The sequence below is a fragment of the Coriobacteriia bacterium genome (assembly GCA_016649875.1).
Taxonomy (GTDB): domain Bacteria; phylum Actinomycetota; class Coriobacteriia; order WRKU01; family JAENWW01; genus JAENWW01.
This window is the reverse complement of record JAENWW010000003.1, coordinates 13,760-35,740: the sequence shown is the minus strand read 5'-3', so window position 1 is coordinate 35,740 and position 21,981 is coordinate 13,760. Positions and strand designations below refer to the sequence as shown.

Sequence of the window (21,981 nt, the reverse complement as noted above, 5' to 3'; positions counted from 1 at the left end):
TCTGCTCCACCCTAATTTCTTTTTGCCGGACAACCGACATATCCGCAATATTCACAAGGCATCTCCGCCGCGGCCAGTTCCACTGCATTAAGCGAGGAGCCACGAACGATCGGCACCCGCCCCTCAGAGATATTTCGAGCCGCCAACTCTGCAAGAGCGGTCGCATCGAACAGCACTCTGTCGAATTCCTCCGCGGAAACAATATTCGTTTCTTTGAGGCCGACGGTGTCCGCGGACACATTTTTGAAGATTCCCCTGTCGCCGACACTCTTGGAGTATGAAATATAGGCGGCTCCCGCCGGGTTGACATCGTTTGTCATGTCTTCCTCACCTTGCAACACATCCTGTGCGGCAATCAGATAAAGCAGTATTTGAATTTTTACACTCTTTAAAATCTCAAGCCCCTCTTTTGTCGAGATGCCGCCTTTATAATCCAGGACGACATAGCGTCGCCCTTCGGCATCGATATCTATCCTATCGACAAGGCCGTGTATGGGAACGATACCGACATGCGCCTTGCATATCGGCGACACGTCGGAATCATCTCCATGCGACAAAGAGCCGAATTTATATTCGAACCGGTACGGATAAAAAGTCTCATCCGCTGCTCCGCACAACAAATCGGCATCTTTTCTGATTCGATGTTCTGCTTTTTTGAGCAATCCCCAATACCAACGCACCTGTTCGACCGTCCAGTTCGCACATTTCAAAATATCAAGCCTGGCGATTCTCGGCGGATGAATCTTGAACCTTTCGTGGAGATGCGCCAGTGCACCATCAAGATTTTCTCGAACAACCCGCCGTTGTCCTTTGCCCCCCGCGCTCTTCGGCGCAGTCCATGTTGTATAAAAATCTTCCAGAATCGCATGAATGGCGATACCGGCAGCTTTTGCGTCCATGCCCTCGTCTAAAGAACCGCTCGGACAATATCTATCCACGAACCATCCATACGGACACTTGGCGAATAGTTCGATCCCGCTCGGACTGAATTCCCGCTCGCTTGCACCGCCGAGCCTTTCCTCGTCCCCGTAGAGATCGAGCACGCTGACTCCCCTGTCGGGAATAAAGGGAGGAGCAAGCGTAAGCCGCTCATCGGGCCGCTTTCGCTGTCCGAACCCGAAGCCGACATCTATCGAGTCCGGATCACCTGCATTTTTTAAATACGCAGAGAAGCGTTGTTTTTGGAAGATGTCCGCTCGATAAAACTCTTCGGTGAACAACTGATTCGAATTGAAACATTCTTGGTCACTGAAAACATCATCGACGAGCAAGGAGGTCGCGACCGCCTCTCCATGCTCATCTTCGGGCTGAATGCACAGATACACAGCTTCCTGAGCACTCGCCAACACCTCATAAGCGAAGAGTTCTTCTTGCAAGCGTGCGCGGCGCGCGCTATCAGGTCTCTCCCCCGTCAGGCCGTCGATTTGTGCATTCACGATCCTTTCGGAGGGCGTTTCGCAATGGGCGTTCCGATATTCTTCTCGGGAAAGACCTCCGATAATGACGACTTTCGGTTCTCTCCCCCGAACTCGCGAAGAATCCGAAACGAGAACTCCCCCCGTAGCACTCTTTTGCTCCGTCAAATTGACGGTTCCACGATATATAAGTTCAAAAAACGCAGCGAAATCTATTATATTTTCAGCGGAGGCCACCCTTTGAACGGCTTGTGACAATGCTTCTATCATGTTGTGGTGTGCCGCCGTATTTTGCATATGCCAAAACTTCGAAAGTCGCTCTTCCTCCAACGAGCTGGACAACATCGCATCGAGTACGGTCTTCCAGTCATCGAGACGCATCGTTCGAACCGCAATTTTCAAACTCGACACCACTTTATTCGAATACCGTCCCGTTGAGGAGGAAAGTGCCTCATAAACCGTCTCATAAGAGGAAATATATTTTTCCTGCGACCTGAAGTTCTCATCTGCGGCAAAATAAATCTCATCATTCCAACCCGAAAATGAGCTCCTGAGAAATTCGCCATATTTTTGCTTGGACTCAATAATGGAAACGCGTTTCTTCTCGGTATAAGTTGCAAGCTCCGGAGCCATCTGTACCAGTGAGAAAAAGGCCGCACCCAAAGGAGTCGCTCTTAAAGGAATGGTTATATCCACGCTATAGGCGATTCCGTATCGTTCGAGTTCCTCTATTATTTTATAGCTATTTCTTTTGAATCCTCTAAATATAATAGCTATTTCATTCGGTTCATACGACTCAAGTGCCTCTTTGCAGGTTTTGACGATCAAGGAGATTTCGGCAGCTTTTCCCTGCGCGAAACCAAACGACAGCGCCCCACTTTCAACGTAACCTCTCGTTTCCCGTGTCGCAGAATTCCCAAACATTCTATCCGCGAACGAAGCCGGCGTGCGGACCGAGCCGTCCGGCAGGGGCAGGTAAATTTCCGTACCGCCGGTTTCTTGCAGTATCCCTTTGAAATATCGGTACAGACCGAAAATTTGCTCTGTCCCGGAGACTTCTTCGTCGTACAGAAGTGAAACCACCACCTCGTTATTTCTTGCAAGGGCTGAAAGGAACGATAGCTGTGCCGGATCAAAACCGGTAAAACCGTAGACACCTATAATCGTATCGATAGCGTCGGACTTCCCAAGGACGACCATTTCCGCGAGTGCGTCTACTCTTTCTACAAGATTCATCACATCCAAATCTTTTGCATAACGCTTCCATACGGAGAAAATATCCTCTCCTGCATTTTCGCGGACGAGCAAAGATGTCTCGGATATGTTCGATGCAGCGCCTATATGCACGACGATATCGTTGAGAATATCGTGAACTCCTCGGGAAAGCAGATAGGAATGGCGCTCCGCATCTCCTTTTTCATCGACGAAAGAACTCGCCGCTTGAAAAAGGATATCGTTTCGCTGCTCAGGTTCGATCAGCGCCCGATTGCCACCCTTTTGTTCCCATAGCTTGGTAATCCAACGATTGATATCGATTACACCGATGTCGGCAATTCCGACACGGGATAGTTTCCGACCAAGCACATCGGCGGCGGCTATTTGCGGGCATAAAATGTTCGTCTCCTGAAATTTCTGCTCTTTGAGGTGAGACAACATATTCAGCAGCATGTCCAACTTGCCTGTTCCGTCTGCGCCTGTAATGATATGTAAACTCATGTCAGCTCCTTATTTGTGACAGTCGGTATCATACCTTGACAGTCGGACACAAAGACGGACCACCATAGATGGACGGCCCGTCAAGTCGCGCATCGTCGCTTCTAAACTATTCTTCCGAATAAGTAGAATTTATTCCGCTGAGCGTATCGAAGATTCTCATGAGGTCGGCCTCATCTTCGAACTCAATCTCAATTTTGTTCTTATCTTTCGTCTGCTTCACACGCACTTTCGCATCCAATAGACGGCGAAGCTTACGCGCAACAGTCTTATATGACTTAGGAGCAACGAGTCGAGCGGATTTGGGCAGGGCTCCTCCCTCATAAAGGCGAGCCATATTCTCGGCATCGCGGACCGAAAGGTTATTCTCTACGATTTTATTGGCCAGTTTGACACGCGCATCATCCCCGGGAAGCGAAAGTACCGCCCGAGCATGTCCGGCAGTTAGTTTACCTTCATAAAGCAACGCCTGCACTTCTTCAGGCAAATCGATAAGCCTTAAGGTATTTGTAACCGCCGATCGTGACTTTGACACTCTCTCTGCCAACTCGCTTTGCGTAAGGCTATGCTTCTCAATGAGGCGCTTATACCCATAAGCAGCTTCAATGGCATTGAGATCTTCTCGCTGGAGATTTTCAATCAAAGCTATTTCAAGTGTCTCCGCGTCCCCCGAATTACGGATTACAACAGGAACCTTTTCAAGACCTGCGAGCCGTGCCGCTCTCCAGCGACGCTCACCGGCGATAATTTGGTACTTGTCCCCGATAGGTCGTACCATAATAGGCATCAAAACCCCATGCTGCGCAACGGAGGCGCTCAACTCCGCAATCGCCTCTTCATCGATATCGGTTCTCGGTTGGTCCGGATTGGGTTCGATTTTATTTATCGGCAACTCATTGATGTCTTGCGCTCCAAGCGATGATTCTTGAGATGTTGCGGTGAAAATTGCACCGAGCCCTTTTCCGAGCCCACCTTTATTAGCCACGAGAAACCACTTCCTTTGCTAGGTTGCGATAGGCAAGAGCACCTTTACCGGTTGTATCATATTCTGTTATCGGCAACCCGAAGCCAGGTGCTTCGGAAAGCCGAACTGTGCGAGGAATTAATGTCTTAAACACTTCATCGTCAAAATACGCCCGCACTTCTGCAACGACTTGATTCGCAAGTCTCATGCGCGAAGAATACATCGTCATAACTACCCCGAACACGCGGAGCTCGGCGTTGAGATGCGTATTGACGAGCCTGACACTATCCAAAAGTTTTGACAGACCTTCTAGCGCATAAAACTCGCACTGGATAGGAATTATCAATCCATCAGCAGCGGTCAAAGCGTTGATTGTGAGCAAGCCCAGAGATGGGGCACAGTCGATGAGCACATAATCATATTGGTCGCGTATAGGCTCTATGAGGCGCCGCAGTCTCATTTCACGACTCATTGCGTTTACCAATTCGACTTCTGCCCCCGCTAGTTGAATGGTTGACGGCACGACGGTGACTCCCGGGCTGTCGGTTATCTCTGCAATCTCTTCGAGTGTTGTTTCTTCGAGAAGCGCATTATAAACGCATTTTCCTCTACGATTCTTAGAAAGACCGAATCCCGAAGTAGCATTCCCTTGCGGATCGAGATCGATGAGAAGCACCTTTTGACCGAGTTCACCAAGCGCAGCAGCTAAATTGACTGCCGTTGTGCTCTTACCGACTCCACCTTTTTGGTTGACAACGGCAAAAACATGCCGCTTTGAGTTATTGCCTTCTTCATCCAACGAATTCTCCCTTCATACCTGCTCCATTATGCATATATCGAAATCTATTAAGCAAAAGGTCTCCTTTGCGCCATACCGGGACGTCGAGGAAGTTTTGTCTTTGAATCGGCGAACTTCTCATAGACTACAATAGCACGCCGTTCATTCCCGTCGGGAAGGACATACCGCCTTACCGATATCCGTCTCATACCCGTGTACGCCGCAACCGAGTCGCCGGAAACGAGCTCTTCTTCACACAGCGCACCTTTATAGGCGACAAATCGCCCGCCACGACTCAACAGCGGGCTTGCCAGTTCGACGAGAGAGGGGAGTGCAGAAAGGGCTCTTGCAGTCACTGCTGAATATCGTTTACCCTCACACATGGCCAGTTCTTCAGCCCTCAGGTCTGAAGTTGAATGGCCATGAAGCGCCGGCTCGCTTTCTAAATATAGATCAAGCATCCTGCACTTCTTGCTGACCGCATCTAATAATACAGTCTTTCTTCCTGAAAGGAGTCCGAGGGGAATCCCCGGATATCCACCACCGGTTCCCATGTCAAGTAACATGCCGGGAGGTGCATCTAGCACCTCGGGAAGCCCATAAAGCGAATCGGCGACATGCAAGCGTTCTCCATCCTCCTGTGACTTTATAGCCGTCAGTCGAACCTTTTCATTTGCTTGTAGCACATACGCGAGATGTCGATCGAGAAGAGCAATCTGATCCTCGGTTATGGGAAAGTCTTTGGGTAGGTACTGAGTAAAGCTCATTATGCTCCGATGTTTCACGTGAAACATATTTTGATTTCGAGAATATGTTTCACGTGAAACATATTCTCAGATTTACACCGAAGTAAATAGTACTTAACATACATAATGAAAGTCAATCCTTTATTCGTGCCTGAAGGACTTTTGCCAATTCTTGTTGATTCACCGATTTTTGGCATAAAGAAAGCTCCTGTGAGGGAGCTTTCCTAAAGAGTGTAGATTGAAACGACTTAGCTGATGGTCTTAACCACGACATGGCGCTCGTCACCGATTCCACTACTGGAACTCTCGACTCCAACAAGCTCCCGAATAGCGATGTGTACTATGCGGCGCTCTTGCGGACTCATCGGACGGAGGTCCACCGGATACCCCGTGCGCTTGGCGCGCTCCGCAGCATGCTGCGCAATTTCAATTACCTTCTGTTTTCTACGATGTTTGTAACCTTCGACATCTACAGTGATGGGGTAGCGAATCCCGATTTCTTTCGTCACAATAGCAGAGGTAGCAGTTTGCAAGGCATCAACAGTTCGACCATGGCGACCGATGAGGAATGCGAGATTTTCGCCGACGAGGTCGAGAACAATCTCACCGTCTTCACCTTCGTATTCGTTGATCTCAAATCCTTCCGCCCCACAGTAAGCGGCAATCTTGCGAACGACTGCGATAGCAGAATCTGCAATTTCATCAATTTGCTCATCGGAGAGATCTTCACTATCTATCTTGTTGTCAATTTGAGATGAATGTACCGCTTCGGAAGTCTCGCCGGCATCCCCGGAAACGGAAAAGCTCTCTTTCACCACGACGCGAACTTTCGCCAGTCTATCCGCTCCGAAACCGAAATGCTTCTTTGATGCCTCTTCGATTATCTCGTAATCGACTGCATCTTGTTGGACACCGAGTTGCTCAAGAGCGAAGTCAAGAGCTTCTTCAACAGTTGCTGCTTCCGCTGTATACTCTGCTGCCATTTGTCTTTCTCCTCAATCGCTACAAATAATGGACTATTTGTTCTTCTTATTTCCTTTGGGCGCCTTTTTCTTTTTGGGAACTTCTCCGTCGGCAAGCTCCATCGCTTCTTCGACAAGCCCCTCTTCATCACCGAGCGCTTTCTTGACGGCGTTCTGAGTGAGTTGCTGTTGGGCTATACCGAGAATTGATGAAACGTCCCAGTAGAGAAGCACACCGGCAGGTGAACTCCAACCAATGAATAACATGAACACGGCCATGTAGAGACCGATCATTTTTTGCGATTTTTCTCCGGGCATGAGCGCCTGCGGCAGCCAGATGCTCAAACCGAAAAGTACTACGAGAAGAACATAGGGGATGAGGGTCACAAAATGCCCGCTCTTAAATATTCCCGCAGGTGTCAACGCTATATTGTAAATGATTCCGAAAAAATGCCCGACCTGATGTTCCTGTGTGAGGTAGGCTGAAAGATTGATCTTTGCCAATACGGCGGAGCCTGTGCTTGTAAGGGCCTTCTTGGAAACAGGCCCGAGCACTTGGTACAATGCCCAGAAGAAAGGCATCTGCAAAATCATGGGCAGGCAAGAAGCAAACGGGTTCACCTTATTTTCCGAGTAGAACTTCTTGAGTTCTTCTTGCTGCTTTTCTTTGTCATCCTTATACTTCTCTTGGATGCGCTTTATCTCCGGGGCTACCTTCTGCATTTCATAAGTTGATTTTACTTGCTTCGCCGTTAGCGGCCACAAGAGCAATCTAATTAGAACAGTGAAAATAATTATCGTTAGTCCCCAGTCACCGGCAAATGTATTTATCCATACCAGGACCTGAAGCAATATTTCCTTAAAGGCATTCCACACGATATTCTCCTTTTAATTGAGGTTAAGGTACTGGATCATACCCACCGGGATTCCACGGATTACAGCGCAAGATTCGCTTGAATGCGAGCCACCCGCCTTTCATGACTCCGTAACGCTGTAAAGCCGTAACCGCATATGCGGAACAGCTGGGTGCGAATCTGCAGGAAGGAGGGGAGAGGGGAGAGATAACCTGCTGATATCCCCGTATCAATAAGACGAGCAAGCGGCGCGGTAGGGAGGCTATAAACGTTGAAACTCTTTCTTTATTCATTTTATCAGTTTGCTGGCGACTATTGAGGCAATAGCCTGTGCGACTACTGCCGATCCAGCCCTTTCCGTTGCCTTTTTTGCAACTACCAGTATGTCATACCCGGGAATAACCGCCTCGGCAACCCGTACGGCGGCACGCATTACTCTCTTCGAACGGTTTCTCCATACGGCATTTCCGAGCTTTTTACCTGCAATATAAGCAACGCGGCCACTAGGGTCGCGATACTCAGGTGTCTTCAGTATATAAATGGTGCACAAAAAGTGGTTGTAACGCTTTCCCTCTTTAAGGACACGACTGATTTCTTCAGAAGACTTTATTATATGTTTAGCACTCATGATAAAGCGCCCAAACTGTCACATTACACACAAAGGCTGTGACGGCCCTTACGACGACGAGCAGCTAGAACGGCACGCCCACCGGGAGTGGACATACGTGCACGAAAGCCATGTGTTTTAGCGCGGTGCCTGTTGTTAGGCTGGTAAGTTCTCTTCACGGTTCCTCCTTATCGATGTGTCTGCAATAACAGACGCAAGGAGAAAAGTATAGACGAGGGCAGGGGATAAGTCAATTATTTTCGCAGATATCAAATGAGAAAAATAATCCCGATATTCTTTGGAAAGAATTCAATAAAAACATTGTTTTCGCAGGTCGGCGGTATTGTTATATCTTTTAAAATATTCACTGAAAATCTGTGGAAACTGTGGAAAGACCTTGTGGCAAGCACAACAAAGCTGTGGATAACTTTTCCGCAAAAAAATACCTCCTTTCAATACTGCTAATATAGGGGCTCACAACGCTGTAGGCGCATTTGCTACTTAGCCGAAACCTACCTACAACACAATGCATCGTTATACTCTGCTTGACAATTGGAAATAGCGTTATTTCTTCGCATGCCCTGCGGAAAATCTTTTTGATCGATGCGTTCTCCCAGTGCAAATGACAGGGACGGAGGACGAAGGTTTTCACGGTAAAAAAACCTGCGAATTGGATACACCAACTTTTACCTGCGAACTTGAAGGTTGAAAAAGATATTTCGTTCTGAAGTTACCCACAGTTTTCCACTCCTTGTGGAAAACTAAGAAACACACAGGTGGTCAGCGGCGAACATCGGTTCGTTTCAGGAAAACCGCAGGTCAGACGTATGAATATGCCATTGCTACACCGTTAAAAATACAGGTACAGCCCTGTTGATAAAGTTAATTACTACTCCTGTTGTGGAAAGCTTGATATGGAATCTATCGCCCAACAACCGAATAATTCAGAGGTCGCTCCCTCCGGGTATTCTGTTCCGTTGAGCCTCTACGAAAACCATGAAACCGATTTTTCTCTTCGCGCACGTACCAATATAAACGGTGATACGAACGCCACAATCGTAATTTACCATGCGCACGAATATCACCTGGAAAGTATCGTCATCTCTTATACCGGAGACGTCACCTCGTTCATTGATTCGATTACCTCCGCAATCCATGATCAGCTCCTGTCGTTTGACACCGATGTGCCCGCGGAGATCATCGTCGAGGCAACCGGCAATTTGATACACGCCGCCTTTAAAGATGTAACCATTACTATTTGTGATGAGGGAAGGACTGTCATTTTATCGGATCACGGACCGGGCATAGATGACAAAAATGTCGCAAAACGCCCGGGTTTCAGCAGCGCCACCCAATATCATAAAAAATATATCAGAGGGGTCGGTTCAGGGTTCAGCATCCTGCGAACCTATCTGGGTGAAAATAACGGGACCCTCGCCCTTGAAGATAATATCGGTGGGGGAACGGTGCTCACAATAAAATTACCCGTAAAGGCTGTCGATAAGAGAGAGTGCCAATCATCAAGCGAATCAAATTTGCAAAACGCCGCTTTCGAAAAATTTGATTCCGCGCCCTATCTCACAGAACGCCAACGCGAAGTTCTCGTGGTTACGGCAGATCTTGAAGAGGTCGGACCGAGCACGATTTCAGAACTTCTCGGTATCGCACTTTCCACTGCCTACCGCGACCTCATTTTCTTAGAAAAGTGCGGTCTGATTGAACCCCGCCAAAAGGGGAAACGGGCTATAGCCCAAGATGGTTATAACTATTTGAAACTGAAAATTTGAAAAGGGGGGAACCAATGGAAGATCAAGTGATAGCAGACAAAGACGAGCTCTGGGCATCTGCGATTGAAATCATCAAACAAGAAATCGGAACGACGAAGTTTTATAATTCCTTCAGCAGACTCATGCCGCAAAAACTAAGCAACGACATTTTCACCATCGCCGCTCCCAATAAATTCAACAAACATTGGCTCGAGAGAAATTACATCGACCTCCTCACTGAAGTCGTAACCCAAATCTCAAATAGAGATCTCTCTGTGGAGGTTGTCGTCGACGAACATCTCGTCGAGGAACAACTCATAAGTCATGCTCCCGAAGTTAATAAAATTATCTCCGCTGAAATTCCTAAAGAAAAGAAACTCGAAAAGGGAACATTCGATACAAAATACACTTTTGATTCGTTCATCGCCGGTAGCACGAACTCATTTGCTCGCGACGCATCTCTCGTGGTCGCCGAACAGCCTGGGCTAAAATACAACCCGTTGTTTATTTGGGGAGGCGCAGGACTAGGCAAAACACACCTCCTCCATGCAATAGGAAATTATGTCAATGAGGTTTTTCCCAAGAAGAAAGTCATCTATGCAACTTCTGAAGAATTCTTCAACGACTTCACCCGAGCTATCCGTGAAAAGAACGTAAACTCATTTCACAATGTATATCGACATGTCGACGTTCTTCTTATCGACGATATTCAATTCATGGTCGGAAAAGAAGGGTGCATCGAACAGTTTTTCCATACCTTCAATCAGTTGAAAGACAACGGGAAGCAAATCGTCATCGCTTCCGATCGTGCTGCCGGAGAAATAAATATGGATGAGCGGATGGTAAGTCGATTCGCGCAAGGCCTCCAGGCGGATATTCAACCCCCCACTTTTGAGGTCCGCTATGCAATTCTTCAGCAATTCATTGAAAATCAGCGTATCCCGGTTGATAAAGAAGCCATCACGTATATCGCAGAAAAAACCTCCGGCAACATCCGCGAAATGGAAGGGGCCATCACACGTGTTATCGCTTTTGCGGAACTAACGCGAAATGAGTATGTCGATCTTGAATTGGTAAAAAAGGTCACCGATGGATATTTCAAAGCTCCGGCCAATAAGATAATCAAGATTGCCACCATTCAATCCGAAGTATGTAAGTTTTACGGAATCAACCATAATGAATTAATCGGAAATAAGAGAACTCAGACAATCGTATTCCCTCGTCACGTAGCCATGTATCTGGCTCAAGAACTAACCGACAACTCACTTCCCCGAATAGGAAAAGAGTTCGGAGGAAAAGATCACACCACAGTAATGCATGCCACAAGCAAAATCAAGAAACTGATGAGCTCGGATCCGGGAGTTTATACACAGGTTGAGCATTTAACAAATCAGCTCAAACACTAATGACAAAAAACAACCTTCAATCACTGAACTTGAGGGTTGTTTTTAAGTAAATACTGCGATTGCCAACCGAATACATTTACATTGTTCCCCTTATTCCCTGGTAAAGTTATTACAAATGGTGTACACGTTGGTGCTTATTGATTCATTTAAGGATATAGTACTAATAACTCAGGTAAAACATTGCTTTTCTTGTGGACAGATTGTCGATAACTTCACAAAGAAAAGAACAAAAAAGAGTAATCAGGTAAAAGGTGGAAAAGAGAGAGGTCTTTTGAACAGGTTACAACCGATAGACACACCAACCCTCACCTCTAAAAAGATGAAATATCCACTTATCCACACCCCTTATTATTATTGTTATTAGGTTGTATATATAAAAGAAGGAATAACCATGAAGATCATCATCTCAAAAAATGAATTGGTAACCGGATTTGAAACCGTATTGAAAGCAACGGCTTCAAGGACCTCTGTCCCCGCATTGGCCGGTGTCCTGATATCTATAGAAGGAGAAAATATTTCCTTCTTTGCCACCGATCTTGAAACTTCGATTAAAACAACCGTTCCCGGCATTATCGAAGAGACGGGAGCAGTTGCCGTTCCGGGTAAAATTTTCTCGAGTATCATAAGAAGTCTTCCTGAGTCGTCGGTGATTATCGAAACGCAAAATGAATTAGTGAACATTTCATGTAATCAAGCACACTTCACCATCAATTCTCTTAACGCTTCGGACTTCACTCGTTTTCCCGATATTTCAGGAATTGAAAAAATTTCGCTTCCCTCCGAAGTTTTAGGTTCAATGGTTAGAAAAGTTGCAAAAGCGGTAAGTCGAGACGATACCCGAGCAATATTGACGGGAATATTACTCACCATAGATGGCGAGATAGTGAAAATGGTTGCGACCGATAGTTATCGTCTCGCATTAGTCGAAAAATATCTCGAGCAGCCGGCAGCTGAAGCGTTCGAAGTACTTGTTCCCGGAAAAGCTTTCGAAGAAGTTGTAAAAATGGTTGGTTCGGTTGAAACTATCGATATGACCATAACATCGAATCAAATAATGTTCAGTTTCGGGACCACGGCTTACGTGACTCGCCGTCTCGAAGGCAATTTTCCAAACTACAGGCAACTCATTCCTAAGGAATGGAAAGCAAAAATAACCACTGCGCATCAGGAATTTTCGGATTCCGTAAAGAGGGTTTCTTTACTTGCGTTGAATAACGCGGCAATAAAGATCGTCTGTAATTTGGATGAGCAACAGATCAACCTCTCTGCAAAAGCTCAAGATGTCGGAAATGCTGAAGAGACTTTGAGCGTAAAAGTCGAGGGTGAGTCACAAGAAATTTCTTTCAACCACAGTTTTATTCAAGATGGACTGTCTGTTATTGACAATGAATTCGTCACGCTTGAAATTCAAGATGCCATGAAGCCGGGATTATTGCGGTCACCGGAAGAGGGCTTCACTTATCTCATGATGCCTGTCCGTGCAACTTCGTAAATAGCGATTGTGTCTTTTTTAGCAAAAAAAATACAACTGAAAGGGTTTAGATCTTACAGAAACGTTTCTGTTGATCTCGACCCTTTTCTCACAATTTTTTATGGGCCGAATGCAGTGGGAAAGACCAATCTGATAGAGGCACTTCAATTGACGACGGAGGGCATATCTTTTAGAAATCCCAATTGGGAGGATGTAGTTAATTGGGACAGAGCTCAGAAAATCGGCGTAAGTAAAATCGCCTCAGGACCCGATTGCGAATTTTTAACATCGGTAAAACTTTTTGCTGAAGGGGACGACCGAAAAAGAGAAGTCGAAATGATTATCTCGAACAATCGGCGCAGCTTCTTTGTGAATGGGAAAAAAGTTCGTAGCTTTCGTGATATTGCAGGAGTGCTGCCATGTGTAGTTTTTACTCCCAATGATTTAACGCTTGTTAAGAGTTCTTCGGAAAGAAGACGTGCCGAAGTCGACGACTTGGGATCACAACTCTCAAAAAAATATAATCAGCTGAAAAATGGATATAAAAAAGTTTTACAGCAACGCAATAAGTTGCTCAAAGAGGATGTTTCTATCGGTGAAGTTTTTGATGTGATATCCGATCAATTGGTTGACTACGGAGTGTCGTTGTCGATACAAAGGCTTAAACTGGTCCAAAGAATTACTCCGCATATAATCGATATCTACAAAAATATCGACCCTACAAGTGAGTTGACCATAGGGTATAGAATAAATTTCCAAAGTCATGAAAACATGATGTCGGAGGAAGTCTCAATTTTTTTGGATACGCCACGAAAAGACCTCGCGAAAGTTTTAAAAAATAGTTTAAAGAATGAAAGCGGAAATGAAAGAGCACGAAAGACGACGACGGTCGGACCTCATCGTGATGATATCGTGTTCTTTATCAACGGGAGAGACGCGCGGACATTCGGTTCTCAGGGACAACAACGTTCGATTACGCTTGCCTGGAAAATTGCTGAAGCAAAAATCATCGAAGATATCACACAACAAAAGCCCATTCTTTTGCTCGATGATGTTATGAGTGAACTCGATGAGGACAGAAGAGATGCGCTTACCGGTTTTGTCGGCGAGGTTGCCCAAACGGTGATTACTACGGCAAATATCGATTATTTTAAAAAATCACTTTTAGATAAAGCTCGAATAATCAACGTCGCCGAGTTGGAAGGGGAGCATCGTGGATAAGTATGACGACAACATCGATACCGATGATTACAACTATGATCTCAGAACACGGCTCACCCCCCTTAAGGAAGGTCTTGACTCCGTTATCGGTAAACTCGATCCCACAGGAATGAAAACAAGTCATCAAACGGAGATCATGGGTGCCTGGTCCACGGCTGCCGGGGCCTCGTCGAAAGGGCACACGGAAGCAGTCTTCGTGAGGGGCTCTCAGCTTATCGTGTGGTTGGATTCGCCCATATGGGCACAAGAGATGTCGCTTATGAGCGATTCATACATCAAAGAAGTGAACAAGCTGGTGGGACGAGAGATGATAAAAACCATCAGGTTCGAAGTGAGAAGACGCCATTCATAAGGGAGAAACAAAAAAATCATAAGTGGTGCTTAAAGCGCAATTAAGACCATAAAAGCCTCCGTAGTATCAAATGAATCACCGGCAACTGAAAAAGTGTCTCAGAAGCGGTTAGGGAGTCTCTTAACACTAAAAAAATAACAAGAATATGGTAGAATGAAATACGGCATTTTAGCCGTGTTTTATTGTTTTGTGGGTTTGTAAAAAGAGATAATTCGCAAAATGACATCATTTGATAATTTCAGTTATGGAACATAGCGGTATAAATCTCAAAGTTTCAGTTATAAAACATAGCGGTATAAATCTCAAAGGAGTATTCGTGGCAAAAAATAATCCGTCTTATACAGGGCAGGACATTCAAGTTCTCGAAGGCCTCGAAGCTGTTCGTAAACGTCCGGGAATGTATATCGGTTCCACCGGCCCCAAAGGTCTTCATCACCTCGTCTATGAGGTAGTCGACAACTCGGTCGATGAAGCGTTGGCCGGCTATTGCACGGCAATCGATGTCGTGGTCCATGCGGATAATTCAATTTCGGTTACTGACAACGGGCGTGGAATTCCTGTCGATAAGCACCCGAAGATGAAAGTATCGGCACTTCAAGTGGTCATGACCGTTCTCCATGCCGGTGGTAAATTCGGAGGAAACGGCTATAAAGTTTCCGGCGGTCTTCACGGAGTCGGCGTATCGGTCGTCAACGCGCTTTCATCGCGCGTCGATGTCGAGGTAAAACTAAACAGCAAGATTTACAGTCAGTCATATGAGTTCGGCAAGCCCGTCACAAAGCTTGAGGAAAAAAGCACCACCAGTAAAACAACCGGCACGAAGGTGACGTTTTGGGCAGATGCCGATATTTTCGAAACAATCGTCTATGATTACGAAACACTTCAAACCCGCATACGCGAAACCGCATTCCTCAATAAAAATCTCAAGATAACTCTGACCGACGAGCGCGAGCTCGAACCGCGCAAAGACGAGTTCCGCTATTCCGGCGGTATCGTCGATTTTGTAAAATATCTTACACGCGGCAAGGAGGTCATCCACGCGAAGCCTATCTGTTTCGAGCAAGAGGGAAAAGAGGGGAGCGTGGAAGTCGCGTTGCAGTGGACTACCAGCTATTCGGAAAATACCCTTGCTTTTGCCAACAACATCCACACGCACGAGGGTGGGACTCACCTCGACGGATTTAAAAATGCACTCACTCGTACCATCAACGATTACGCTCGGACCCAAAACCTCATCAAAGAAAAAGAGGTGAATCTCACCGGTGACGATATTCGCGAGGGTCTCACCGCGGTTCTTTCGGTCAAGCTTCATGATCCTCAGTTCGAGGGTCAGACGAAAACCAAACTCGGAAACATGGAGATGCGCGGGTTCGTCCAGCAAATCGTCACGCAAGGACTTGCGGAATTTTTAGAGGAAAACCCCCGTCAAGCCCGCCTCATCGTAAGTAAAGCATCGAACGCGGCGAAAGCTCGAGCGGCTGCCAGAAAAGCGCGTGAGTTGACGCGGCGTAAGGGAATCCTCGAGAACTCGACACTTCCGGGTAAGCTATCGGACTGCTCGATCAAAGATGCATCGCTGTGCGAAATCTATCTTGTCGAAGGTGATTCGGCAGGGGGTTCGGCAAAGCAGGCGCGCGATCGTTCATTCCAAGCAATTTTGCCGCTTCGCGGTAAAATTCTCAACATCGAACGAGCCGGTTTGCACCGGGCTCTTTCGAATGAAGAAATTCAAGCGATGATCACCGCCATGGGAACCAGCATCGGCGAAGATTTCAATTTGGCGGGCGCGCGCTATCACAAAGCCATCATCATGACAGATGCCGATGTAGACGGTTCACACATCCGCTGTCTCCTCCTTACTTTCTTCTATCGATTTATGAGGCCGGCGCTCGAGGCGGGTTACATTTATATCGCGCAGCCACCGCTTTATAAACTTGCTTGGGGCAGGAAGCATGTTTATGCATATTCGGATGAAGAGCTTCAAGATGAAATTGAAAAACTGCCCGAAGGACAAAAGATAGGCGTGCAGCGGTATAAAGGTTTGGGCGAAATGAACCCGGAGCAACTGTGGGAAACAACGATGGATCCGGCATCTCGTACTCTTCTTCAAGTCACCATCGAAGAAGCGACCCTCGCCGAGCAAGTCGTGTCCGATCTTATGGGCGACCAAGTGGAGCCGCGTAAAGAGTTCATACAAAAGTATGCCAAAGACGTCCGTTTCCTCGACATTTAAGTAAGGAGTGTTAGCAGTGTCAGACGAAAAACTTTCCATCGATACCAGCGGCACTAAAACGCTACCGATTGAACTGTACAAGGAAATGCGCAATTCGTTCCTTGAATACTCGATGTCGGTCATCGTTGCACGTGCACTGCCCGACGTGCGTGACGGGCTCAAGCCGGTACATCGCCGTATCCTCTATGCAATGAACGAGTCGGGTCTCACGCCCACGCGACCTTTCAAAAAATCCGCATGGACGGTCGGCGAAGTCATCGGTAAATACCATCCGCACGGTGATACCGCCGTCTATGAAACCATGGTTCGCATGGCGCAAGACTTTTCCATGCGCGTTCCCCTCGTCGACGGTCACGGAAACTTCGGCTCGGTCGACGGCGACTCCGCCGCGGCGATGCGTTATACAGAATCCCGCTTGAAAAAAGTGACGATGGAGTTGTTGCGCGATCTCGACAAAGAGACGGTCGATTTCGGGCCCAACTACGATGAATCTCTGCGGGAGCCGCTCGTTTTGCCGGCGCGTTATCCGAACTTGCTCGTCAATGGATCTGCGGGTATCGCGGTCGGTATGGCGACCAACATTCCTCCGCATAACCTCGGCGAAATAATCGATGCGGCCGATGCGCTCATCGATAACCCCGATATCACCATCGAAGAACTCATGAAATTCGTTCCCGGGCCGGACTTTCCGACAGGCGGCACGCTGATGGGACGTGAGGGAATTCGCGCGGCATATGAAACGGGGCGCGGATCGTTGATGATTCGCGGCAAGGCGCATATTGAAAATACCAGCACCGGACGCACGCGCATCATTATCACCGAAATTCCCTATCAGGTGAACAAATCGCGCCTCGTGACAAAAATCGCAGACTTGGTTCGCGAGAAGAAATTGACCGAAATCAGCGATCTGCGTGACGAGTCGGATCGTAAAGGTATGCGCGTCGTCATCGAGCTTAAGCAAGCCGCCATTCCCCAAGTTGCGCTCAACAAACTTTATAAACATACGCAGTTGCAACAAGGTTTCGGCGTCATCATGCTTTCACTCGTCGACGGTGTGCCTCGAGTATTGTCGCTCAAAGAAATGTTGTTTTACTACATCGAACACCAAAAAGACGTCATCACCAGGCGTACGCAATATGAACTCCGCAAAGCCAAAGAGCGCGCGCATATTCTCGAAGGCCTCATCATCGCGCTCGACAATATCGATGAAGTCATCAGAATCATCCGCGCAAGCGACACTGACGTGGAGGCGAAAGCAAAACTCATCGAACGCTTCAGCCTCAGCGAGATCCAAACGGATGCGATTCTTGAGATGCGCCTGCGCAGGTTGACCGGTCTCGAGCGCCATAAGATCGTCGAAGAGCTCGAAGAGTTGCAGAAGAAGATCGATTGGTATGAAAAAGTACTCGCCGACATCTCGCTCGTTCTCAAGATCATCAAAGACGAACTCGGGGAGATCCGTGAGAAATTCGCCGATAAGCGACGCACCGATATCACCGATGCGGCAAAAGACCTCGATATCGAAGACCTCATCGCCGAAGAAGATATGGTGGTGACCATCACCAAGGCTGGCTATGTCAAGCGTCTGCCGGTCGCAACGTATCGCCAACAAAAACGCGGAGGCAAGGGGGTCGCGGGAGTAAACCTGAAGGACAACGATTTTGTCGAGCATTTGTTCATCGCCTCGACGCATGATTATGTTCTCTTCTTCTCGACGAAGGGCAAAGTCTATCGTCTCAAGATCCATGAGCTTCCCGTGGGGTCGCGCCATGCGCGCGGAGCGGCAGTCGTAAATCTCTTGCCGTTCGAGCAAAACGAAAAAATCGCCGCGGTCATTAACACGAAAACCTTCCCCGAAGACGAGTTCTTGCTCTTTGCGACAACGAAGGGAATGGTCAAAAAGACGGCGATCAAGGCATACGATCGCTCGCGCCGCGATGGCATCATCGCAATCAACTTGGCTGATGACGATGAGCTCATCTCGGTCCGTCGCGTGAAACCGGACCAAAAAGTCATGTTGGTGTCGGCTTCCGGTAAGGCGATCAAGTGGGATGAGTCCGAAGCTCGCCCGATGGGCAGAGACACGCGTGGCGTAAAAGGCATGGCCATCAAGGGCGACGATCGTGTCCTCGGAATGGAAATCGTTCCCGAAGAAGGAGACCTGTTCGTCGTCACCGAGCGTGGTTACGGAAAGCGCACGCCGGTCAGCGAATATCCGGAGCACCATCGCGGTGGTCAAGGCGTCAAGACGATTTCAGTCACGGCGAAAAAGGGCCCGATCAGTGGCATGAAGATAGTCGGTCCGTCGCATGAGCTCATGTTGATTTCCGAGGAAGGTGTCGTCATTCGGGTGAAAGCCATCGAAATTTCATCACTGGGACGCTCGACCCAAGGGGTCAAAGTCATGAATGTTTCCGATACCGACCGAGTGACTGCAATTGCGCGGGTCGTCGGGCACAAAGAGAAAAAGGCGAAAGTACCGGTGGATCCCAACCAGGGTTCACTGCTTGAAATGCTCGAACCCGACGATGAGGAACCCAAGACGATTCCCGCAGAGGAAATCGGCGAAGAATCCGAAGCAGAAGCCTTGCTCAGCGAAGATTTCGACGATGAGGGCGACGAAGAATAATTATAAAAACGGGCGCGAAAGGGCGCCCGTTTTTAACGAAAGGAATGACAAGCGATGCCGGCACTGAAAGCACTGTTATTCGATTTAGACGGAACACTCGTAAATACCGGGCCGTTGATCATAGAGGCATTTCGCTATACGGCGAAGATGGTTTTCAACCTCGACGCTCCTCCGCGAGAGTTGATTGCGGCTGTGGGAACGCCGCTGGCAAGTCAAATGGAGGGGCTTGTCGAGCGCTATTTCGGTGAGCGACTACCAGTTGATGGCAAGCTTGCTCACACGAAAGAAGAACTTGTCGCGCAGTTGCGCGATGTATATCGAGAATATTGCGCGCGTGTGCACGATGAATATATATTGCCCTACGAAGGTATCGAAACAGTCCTGCAAAATTTTGCGAAGCGTGGCGTGCCAATGGGCGTAGTCACCTCGAAAATACATCGTTCTGCCGTAGCCGATCTCGCATATTATGATTTGGGAAAGTATTTTCAGATTTTGGTCGGAGCAGACGATGTCACCGAGCATAAGCCGTTGCCGGCGCCACTTCTCAAGGGAATGGAACTCTTGGCTGCACAGCATGAAATCTGTCTGACTCCCAAAGATTGCGCATATATCGGCGACTCTCCGTTCGATACGCAAGCAGGTAATTCGGCGGGGATGTATACGGTAGCGGTGACATATGGGCTTTTTGAGCAGGATGTATTATTCGACCAGCATCCGCAAGAAATGTTATCTTCGCCGGGAGAGCTCGCTCATCTCAACGAGCTGATTTCTGTATACTGATTCTGTGTGTTATGAAAAACAAGGAAGGAAGAGAGGGCGAGGCAGTGGCAAACGGAAAAATGAACAGTGAGTATCATGCCCCGGGCATGAAGAAGAAAAAACTCATGGGGACCGATTATCTACTGAGTGTTCAACATTTATTCGCCATGTTCGGAGCTACGGTACTCGTTCCGCTGTTGACGGGGCTCAACACATCGACAGCGCTTGTGAGTGCGGGTATCGGAACGTTGATATTTCACCTCTGCACGAAGTTCAAAGTACCGGTCTTTTTGGGGTCGAGTTTTGCCTTCATTCCGGCGATAGCGGCAATCACCATGCAGAATGGCCACGTGGTCCCTTCACAAATTCCCATTGCACAGGGTGGAATCATGGCGGCAGGTCTTGTCTATCTCCTGTTCGCGCTCATTGTTTTTGCTGCCGGCCCCGATAGAGTTAAGAAACTCTTCCCGCCGGTTGTAACCGGCCCGGTTATCATTACCATCGGAATAAGCCTTGCTTCGACTGCCATCAACGATGCGTCCGGTTGGGCTGACTTTACACATCCTCTTTCCGCTGCGACTTATGCGAATATAGGTATCGCCGTATTTACTTTGGCGATCGTCATCATTTGCTCGATACTTGAAAAAGGCTTTTTTAAACTTGTTCCGATTCTCATTGGAATTGCATCAGGTTATGTATTGTGCCTGATTTTATCGGCGCTCGGAGTCTACCACATGGACCTCAGCCCGATTGCAAATGCCTCATGGATAAACATCCCGTTTGTGACCCAAGATGCCAACAAGGTCGGATTTGTGACGTTGCCTCAACTGAACTGGGGAGCGGTTCTGTCAATTGCCCCAATCGCTATCGTCAGCTTTATGGAGCATATCGGAGACATCACCACTAACGGAGCTGTAGTCGGTCAAGATTTCATTAAAGAGCCCGGCTTGCATAGGACTTTGATGGGAGACGGTCTCGCTACCGCATTCGCCGGACTTGTCGGTGGTCCTCCAAACACCACGTATTCTGAGAATACAGGCGTACTCGCCACCACCAAAAACTATAATCCTCGCTTGCTTCGTGTCACCGCGGTTATCGCCATTGCGCTGGGCTTTCTCGGAAAGTTCGGAGCGATTCTTCAAACAATCCCCGGTCCGGTCAAAGGCGGGGTTGAGATTATGCTTTTCGGTATGATCGCAGCTATAGGTATCCGTACTTTGGTCGATGCCAATCTTGATTTCACGTATTCGCGAAATTTGATTATCACCGGTATTATTTTGGTAATCGGGCTTGGCGTGGGCGCGGTCGGAGGAATCATCGTTCCCATTGGAGGAACTTCAATCTTGCTTTCAGGCTTGTTCCTCGCCGTCATATTCGGAGTAATCGTGAACCTGGTTTTGCCACAAGGCGAAGAATCCTGAGCGGCAGGAAGGCTGAAGGGCATGCTGATGTCAACTAATAATTCGCACGGGTTCGAGCATCTGGTGGTTTTGGAGCACCCGCTGGTCCAAGCCAAAATGGCGCTCCTCCGCGATGAGAACACCCCCACGAAAGAGTTTCGTGAGCTCGTCACGGACTTGACGATATTGGTGGGTTATGAAGCAACGCGCTCTCTTGCTTTGCGTGACATTGATGTGAAAACTCCGGTAAACATCGCGCATTGTCGCGAACTTGCGAATCCCTCTCCCGTCATCATTCCGATTTTGCGTGCCGGTCTCGGTATGGTCGAAGGTTTTATGGAACTTATGCCCGACTGCAAGGTGGGCCATCTGGGGATGTATCGTGACGAAGAGACATTCCTGCCAGTGCCTTATTATTCGAATTACCCTCACGATATCGCCGATCGCGATACGTTCTTGCTCGACCCGATGTTGGCGACCGGCGGTTCGTCGGAGGCAGCCATAGAGTTTATCAAAGACAAAGGTGCGAAAAACATCAGGTTCATGTGTATCGTCGCTGCTCGCGAAGGAGTTGCCCGTTTGCAAGAAAAGCATCCCGACGTCGAGATATATGCGGCTGCTTTCGATGAGGAGCTCACTCCCAAGGCATATATCAATCCGGGTCTCGGTGATGCCGGCGACCGTCTGTTTGGAACGCTTTAACGA

General features: G+C 47.9%; 19 protein-coding genes. 10 read left to right on the top strand and 9 right to left on the bottom strand.

Annotated elements, in window-relative coordinates; translation table 11 throughout:
* Positions 1–11 precede the first annotated feature (11 nt).
* The 9 genes from JJE36_02040 to rpmH form a co-directional block, all read right to left on the bottom strand.
* Positions 12–3,131 (bottom strand): PD-(D/E)XK nuclease family protein, encoded by a 3,120-nt coding sequence (locus tag JJE36_02040; GenBank protein ID MBK5211089.1) that lies wholly within the window; start codon positions 3,129–3,131, stop codon positions 12–14.
* 106 nt (positions 3,132–3,237) lie between these two features.
* Positions 3,238–4,113, bottom strand: coding sequence for a ParB/RepB/Spo0J family partition protein (locus JJE36_02035; protein MBK5211088.1), 876 nt, complete (start codon positions 4,111–4,113; stop codon positions 3,238–3,240).
* Positions 4,106–4,891, bottom strand: a complete 786-nt coding sequence (locus JJE36_02030; protein MBK5211087.1) for a ParA family protein — start codon at positions 4,889–4,891, stop codon at positions 4,106–4,108. Before JJE36_02030 ends, JJE36_02035 begins: the two co-directional genes overlap by 8 nt.
* Positions 4,892–4,938: 47 nt before the next feature.
* Positions 4,939–5,637: a 16S rRNA (guanine(527)-N(7))-methyltransferase RsmG gene (locus tag JJE36_02025; GenBank protein MBK5211086.1), complete on the bottom strand. Its 699-nt coding sequence runs from the start codon at positions 5,635–5,637 to the stop codon at positions 4,939–4,941.
* Between the two features lie 227 nt (positions 5,638–5,864).
* Positions 5,865–6,599, bottom strand: a complete 735-nt coding sequence (locus tag JJE36_02020; GenBank protein ID MBK5211085.1) for a Jag N-terminal domain-containing protein — start codon at positions 6,597–6,599, stop codon at positions 5,865–5,867.
* Between the two features lie 33 nt (positions 6,600–6,632).
* Positions 6,633–7,454: a YidC/Oxa1 family membrane protein insertase gene (locus JJE36_02015; GenBank protein MBK5211084.1), complete on the bottom strand. Its 822-nt coding sequence runs from the start codon at positions 7,452–7,454 to the stop codon at positions 6,633–6,635.
* 22 nt (positions 7,455–7,476) lie between these two features.
* A complete protein-coding gene (gene yidD, locus JJE36_02010; protein ID MBK5211083.1) occupies positions 7,477–7,725 on the bottom strand; it encodes a membrane protein insertion efficiency factor YidD in 249 nt (82 codons plus the stop codon).
* A complete protein-coding gene (gene rnpA / locus JJE36_02005) occupies positions 7,722–8,060 on the bottom strand; it encodes a ribonuclease P protein component (protein ID MBK5211082.1) in 339 nt (112 codons plus the stop codon). Before rnpA ends, yidD begins: the two co-directional genes overlap by 4 nt.
* A 23-nt stretch (positions 8,061–8,083) precedes the next feature.
* On the bottom strand, positions 8,084–8,218 hold the full coding sequence (gene rpmH / locus JJE36_02000; protein MBK5211081.1) for a 50S ribosomal protein L34: 135 nt from the start codon (positions 8,216–8,218) through the stop codon (positions 8,084–8,086).
* A 735-nt stretch (positions 8,219–8,953) separates the two neighbouring features.
* On the opposite strand from rpmH, the gene JJE36_01995 reads away from it, so the two are divergent.
* The 10 genes from JJE36_01995 (at position 8,954) to upp (ending at position 21,978) form a co-directional block, all read left to right on the top strand.
* Entirely contained in the window at positions 8,954–9,826 is an 873-nt protein-coding gene (locus tag JJE36_01995) for a hypothetical protein (protein ID MBK5211080.1), read from the top strand.
* A gap of 14 nt (positions 9,827–9,840) precedes the next feature.
* Entirely contained in the window at positions 9,841–11,211 is a 1,371-nt protein-coding gene (gene dnaA / locus JJE36_01990) for a chromosomal replication initiator protein DnaA (GenBank protein ID MBK5211079.1), read from the top strand.
* Between the two features lie 391 nt (positions 11,212–11,602).
* Positions 11,603–12,703 (top strand): DNA polymerase III subunit beta, encoded by a 1,101-nt coding sequence (gene dnaN, locus JJE36_01985; protein ID MBK5211078.1) that lies wholly within the window; start codon positions 11,603–11,605, stop codon positions 12,701–12,703.
* A 9-nt stretch (positions 12,704–12,712) separates the two neighbouring features.
* A complete protein-coding gene (locus JJE36_01980) occupies positions 12,713–13,903 on the top strand; it encodes a DNA replication/repair protein RecF (GenBank protein MBK5211077.1) in 1,191 nt (396 codons plus the stop codon).
* Entirely contained in the window at positions 13,896–14,255 is a 360-nt protein-coding gene (locus JJE36_01975; GenBank protein MBK5211076.1) for a DUF721 domain-containing protein, read from the top strand. The genes JJE36_01980 and JJE36_01975 overlap by 8 nt, the downstream gene beginning before the upstream one ends.
* A 244-nt stretch (positions 14,256–14,499) precedes the next feature.
* Positions 14,500–16,488, top strand: a complete 1,989-nt coding sequence (gene gyrB, locus JJE36_01970; protein ID MBK5211075.1) for a DNA topoisomerase (ATP-hydrolyzing) subunit B — start codon at positions 14,500–14,502, stop codon at positions 16,486–16,488.
* Between the two features lie 85 nt (positions 16,489–16,573).
* Positions 16,574–19,117, top strand: coding sequence for a DNA gyrase subunit A (gene gyrA / locus JJE36_01965; protein MBK5211074.1), 2,544 nt, complete (start codon positions 16,574–16,576; stop codon positions 19,115–19,117).
* A 54-nt stretch (positions 19,118–19,171) separates the two neighbouring features.
* On the top strand, positions 19,172–19,897 hold the full coding sequence (locus JJE36_01960) for an HAD hydrolase-like protein (protein MBK5211073.1): 726 nt from the start codon (positions 19,172–19,174) through the stop codon (positions 19,895–19,897).
* An 86-nt stretch (positions 19,898–19,983) separates the two neighbouring features.
* Positions 19,984–21,297 carry a uracil-xanthine permease gene (locus JJE36_01955; protein MBK5211072.1) on the top strand — a complete coding sequence of 438 codons (1,314 nt, stop codon included), beginning with the start codon at positions 19,984–19,986 and terminating at the stop codon, positions 21,295–21,297.
* Between the two features lie 27 nt (positions 21,298–21,324).
* Complete coding sequence (gene upp / locus JJE36_01950) at positions 21,325–21,978, top strand: uracil phosphoribosyltransferase (protein ID MBK5211071.1); 654 nt, start codon at positions 21,325–21,327, stop codon at positions 21,976–21,978.
* Positions 21,979–21,981: the final 3 nt, after the last annotated feature.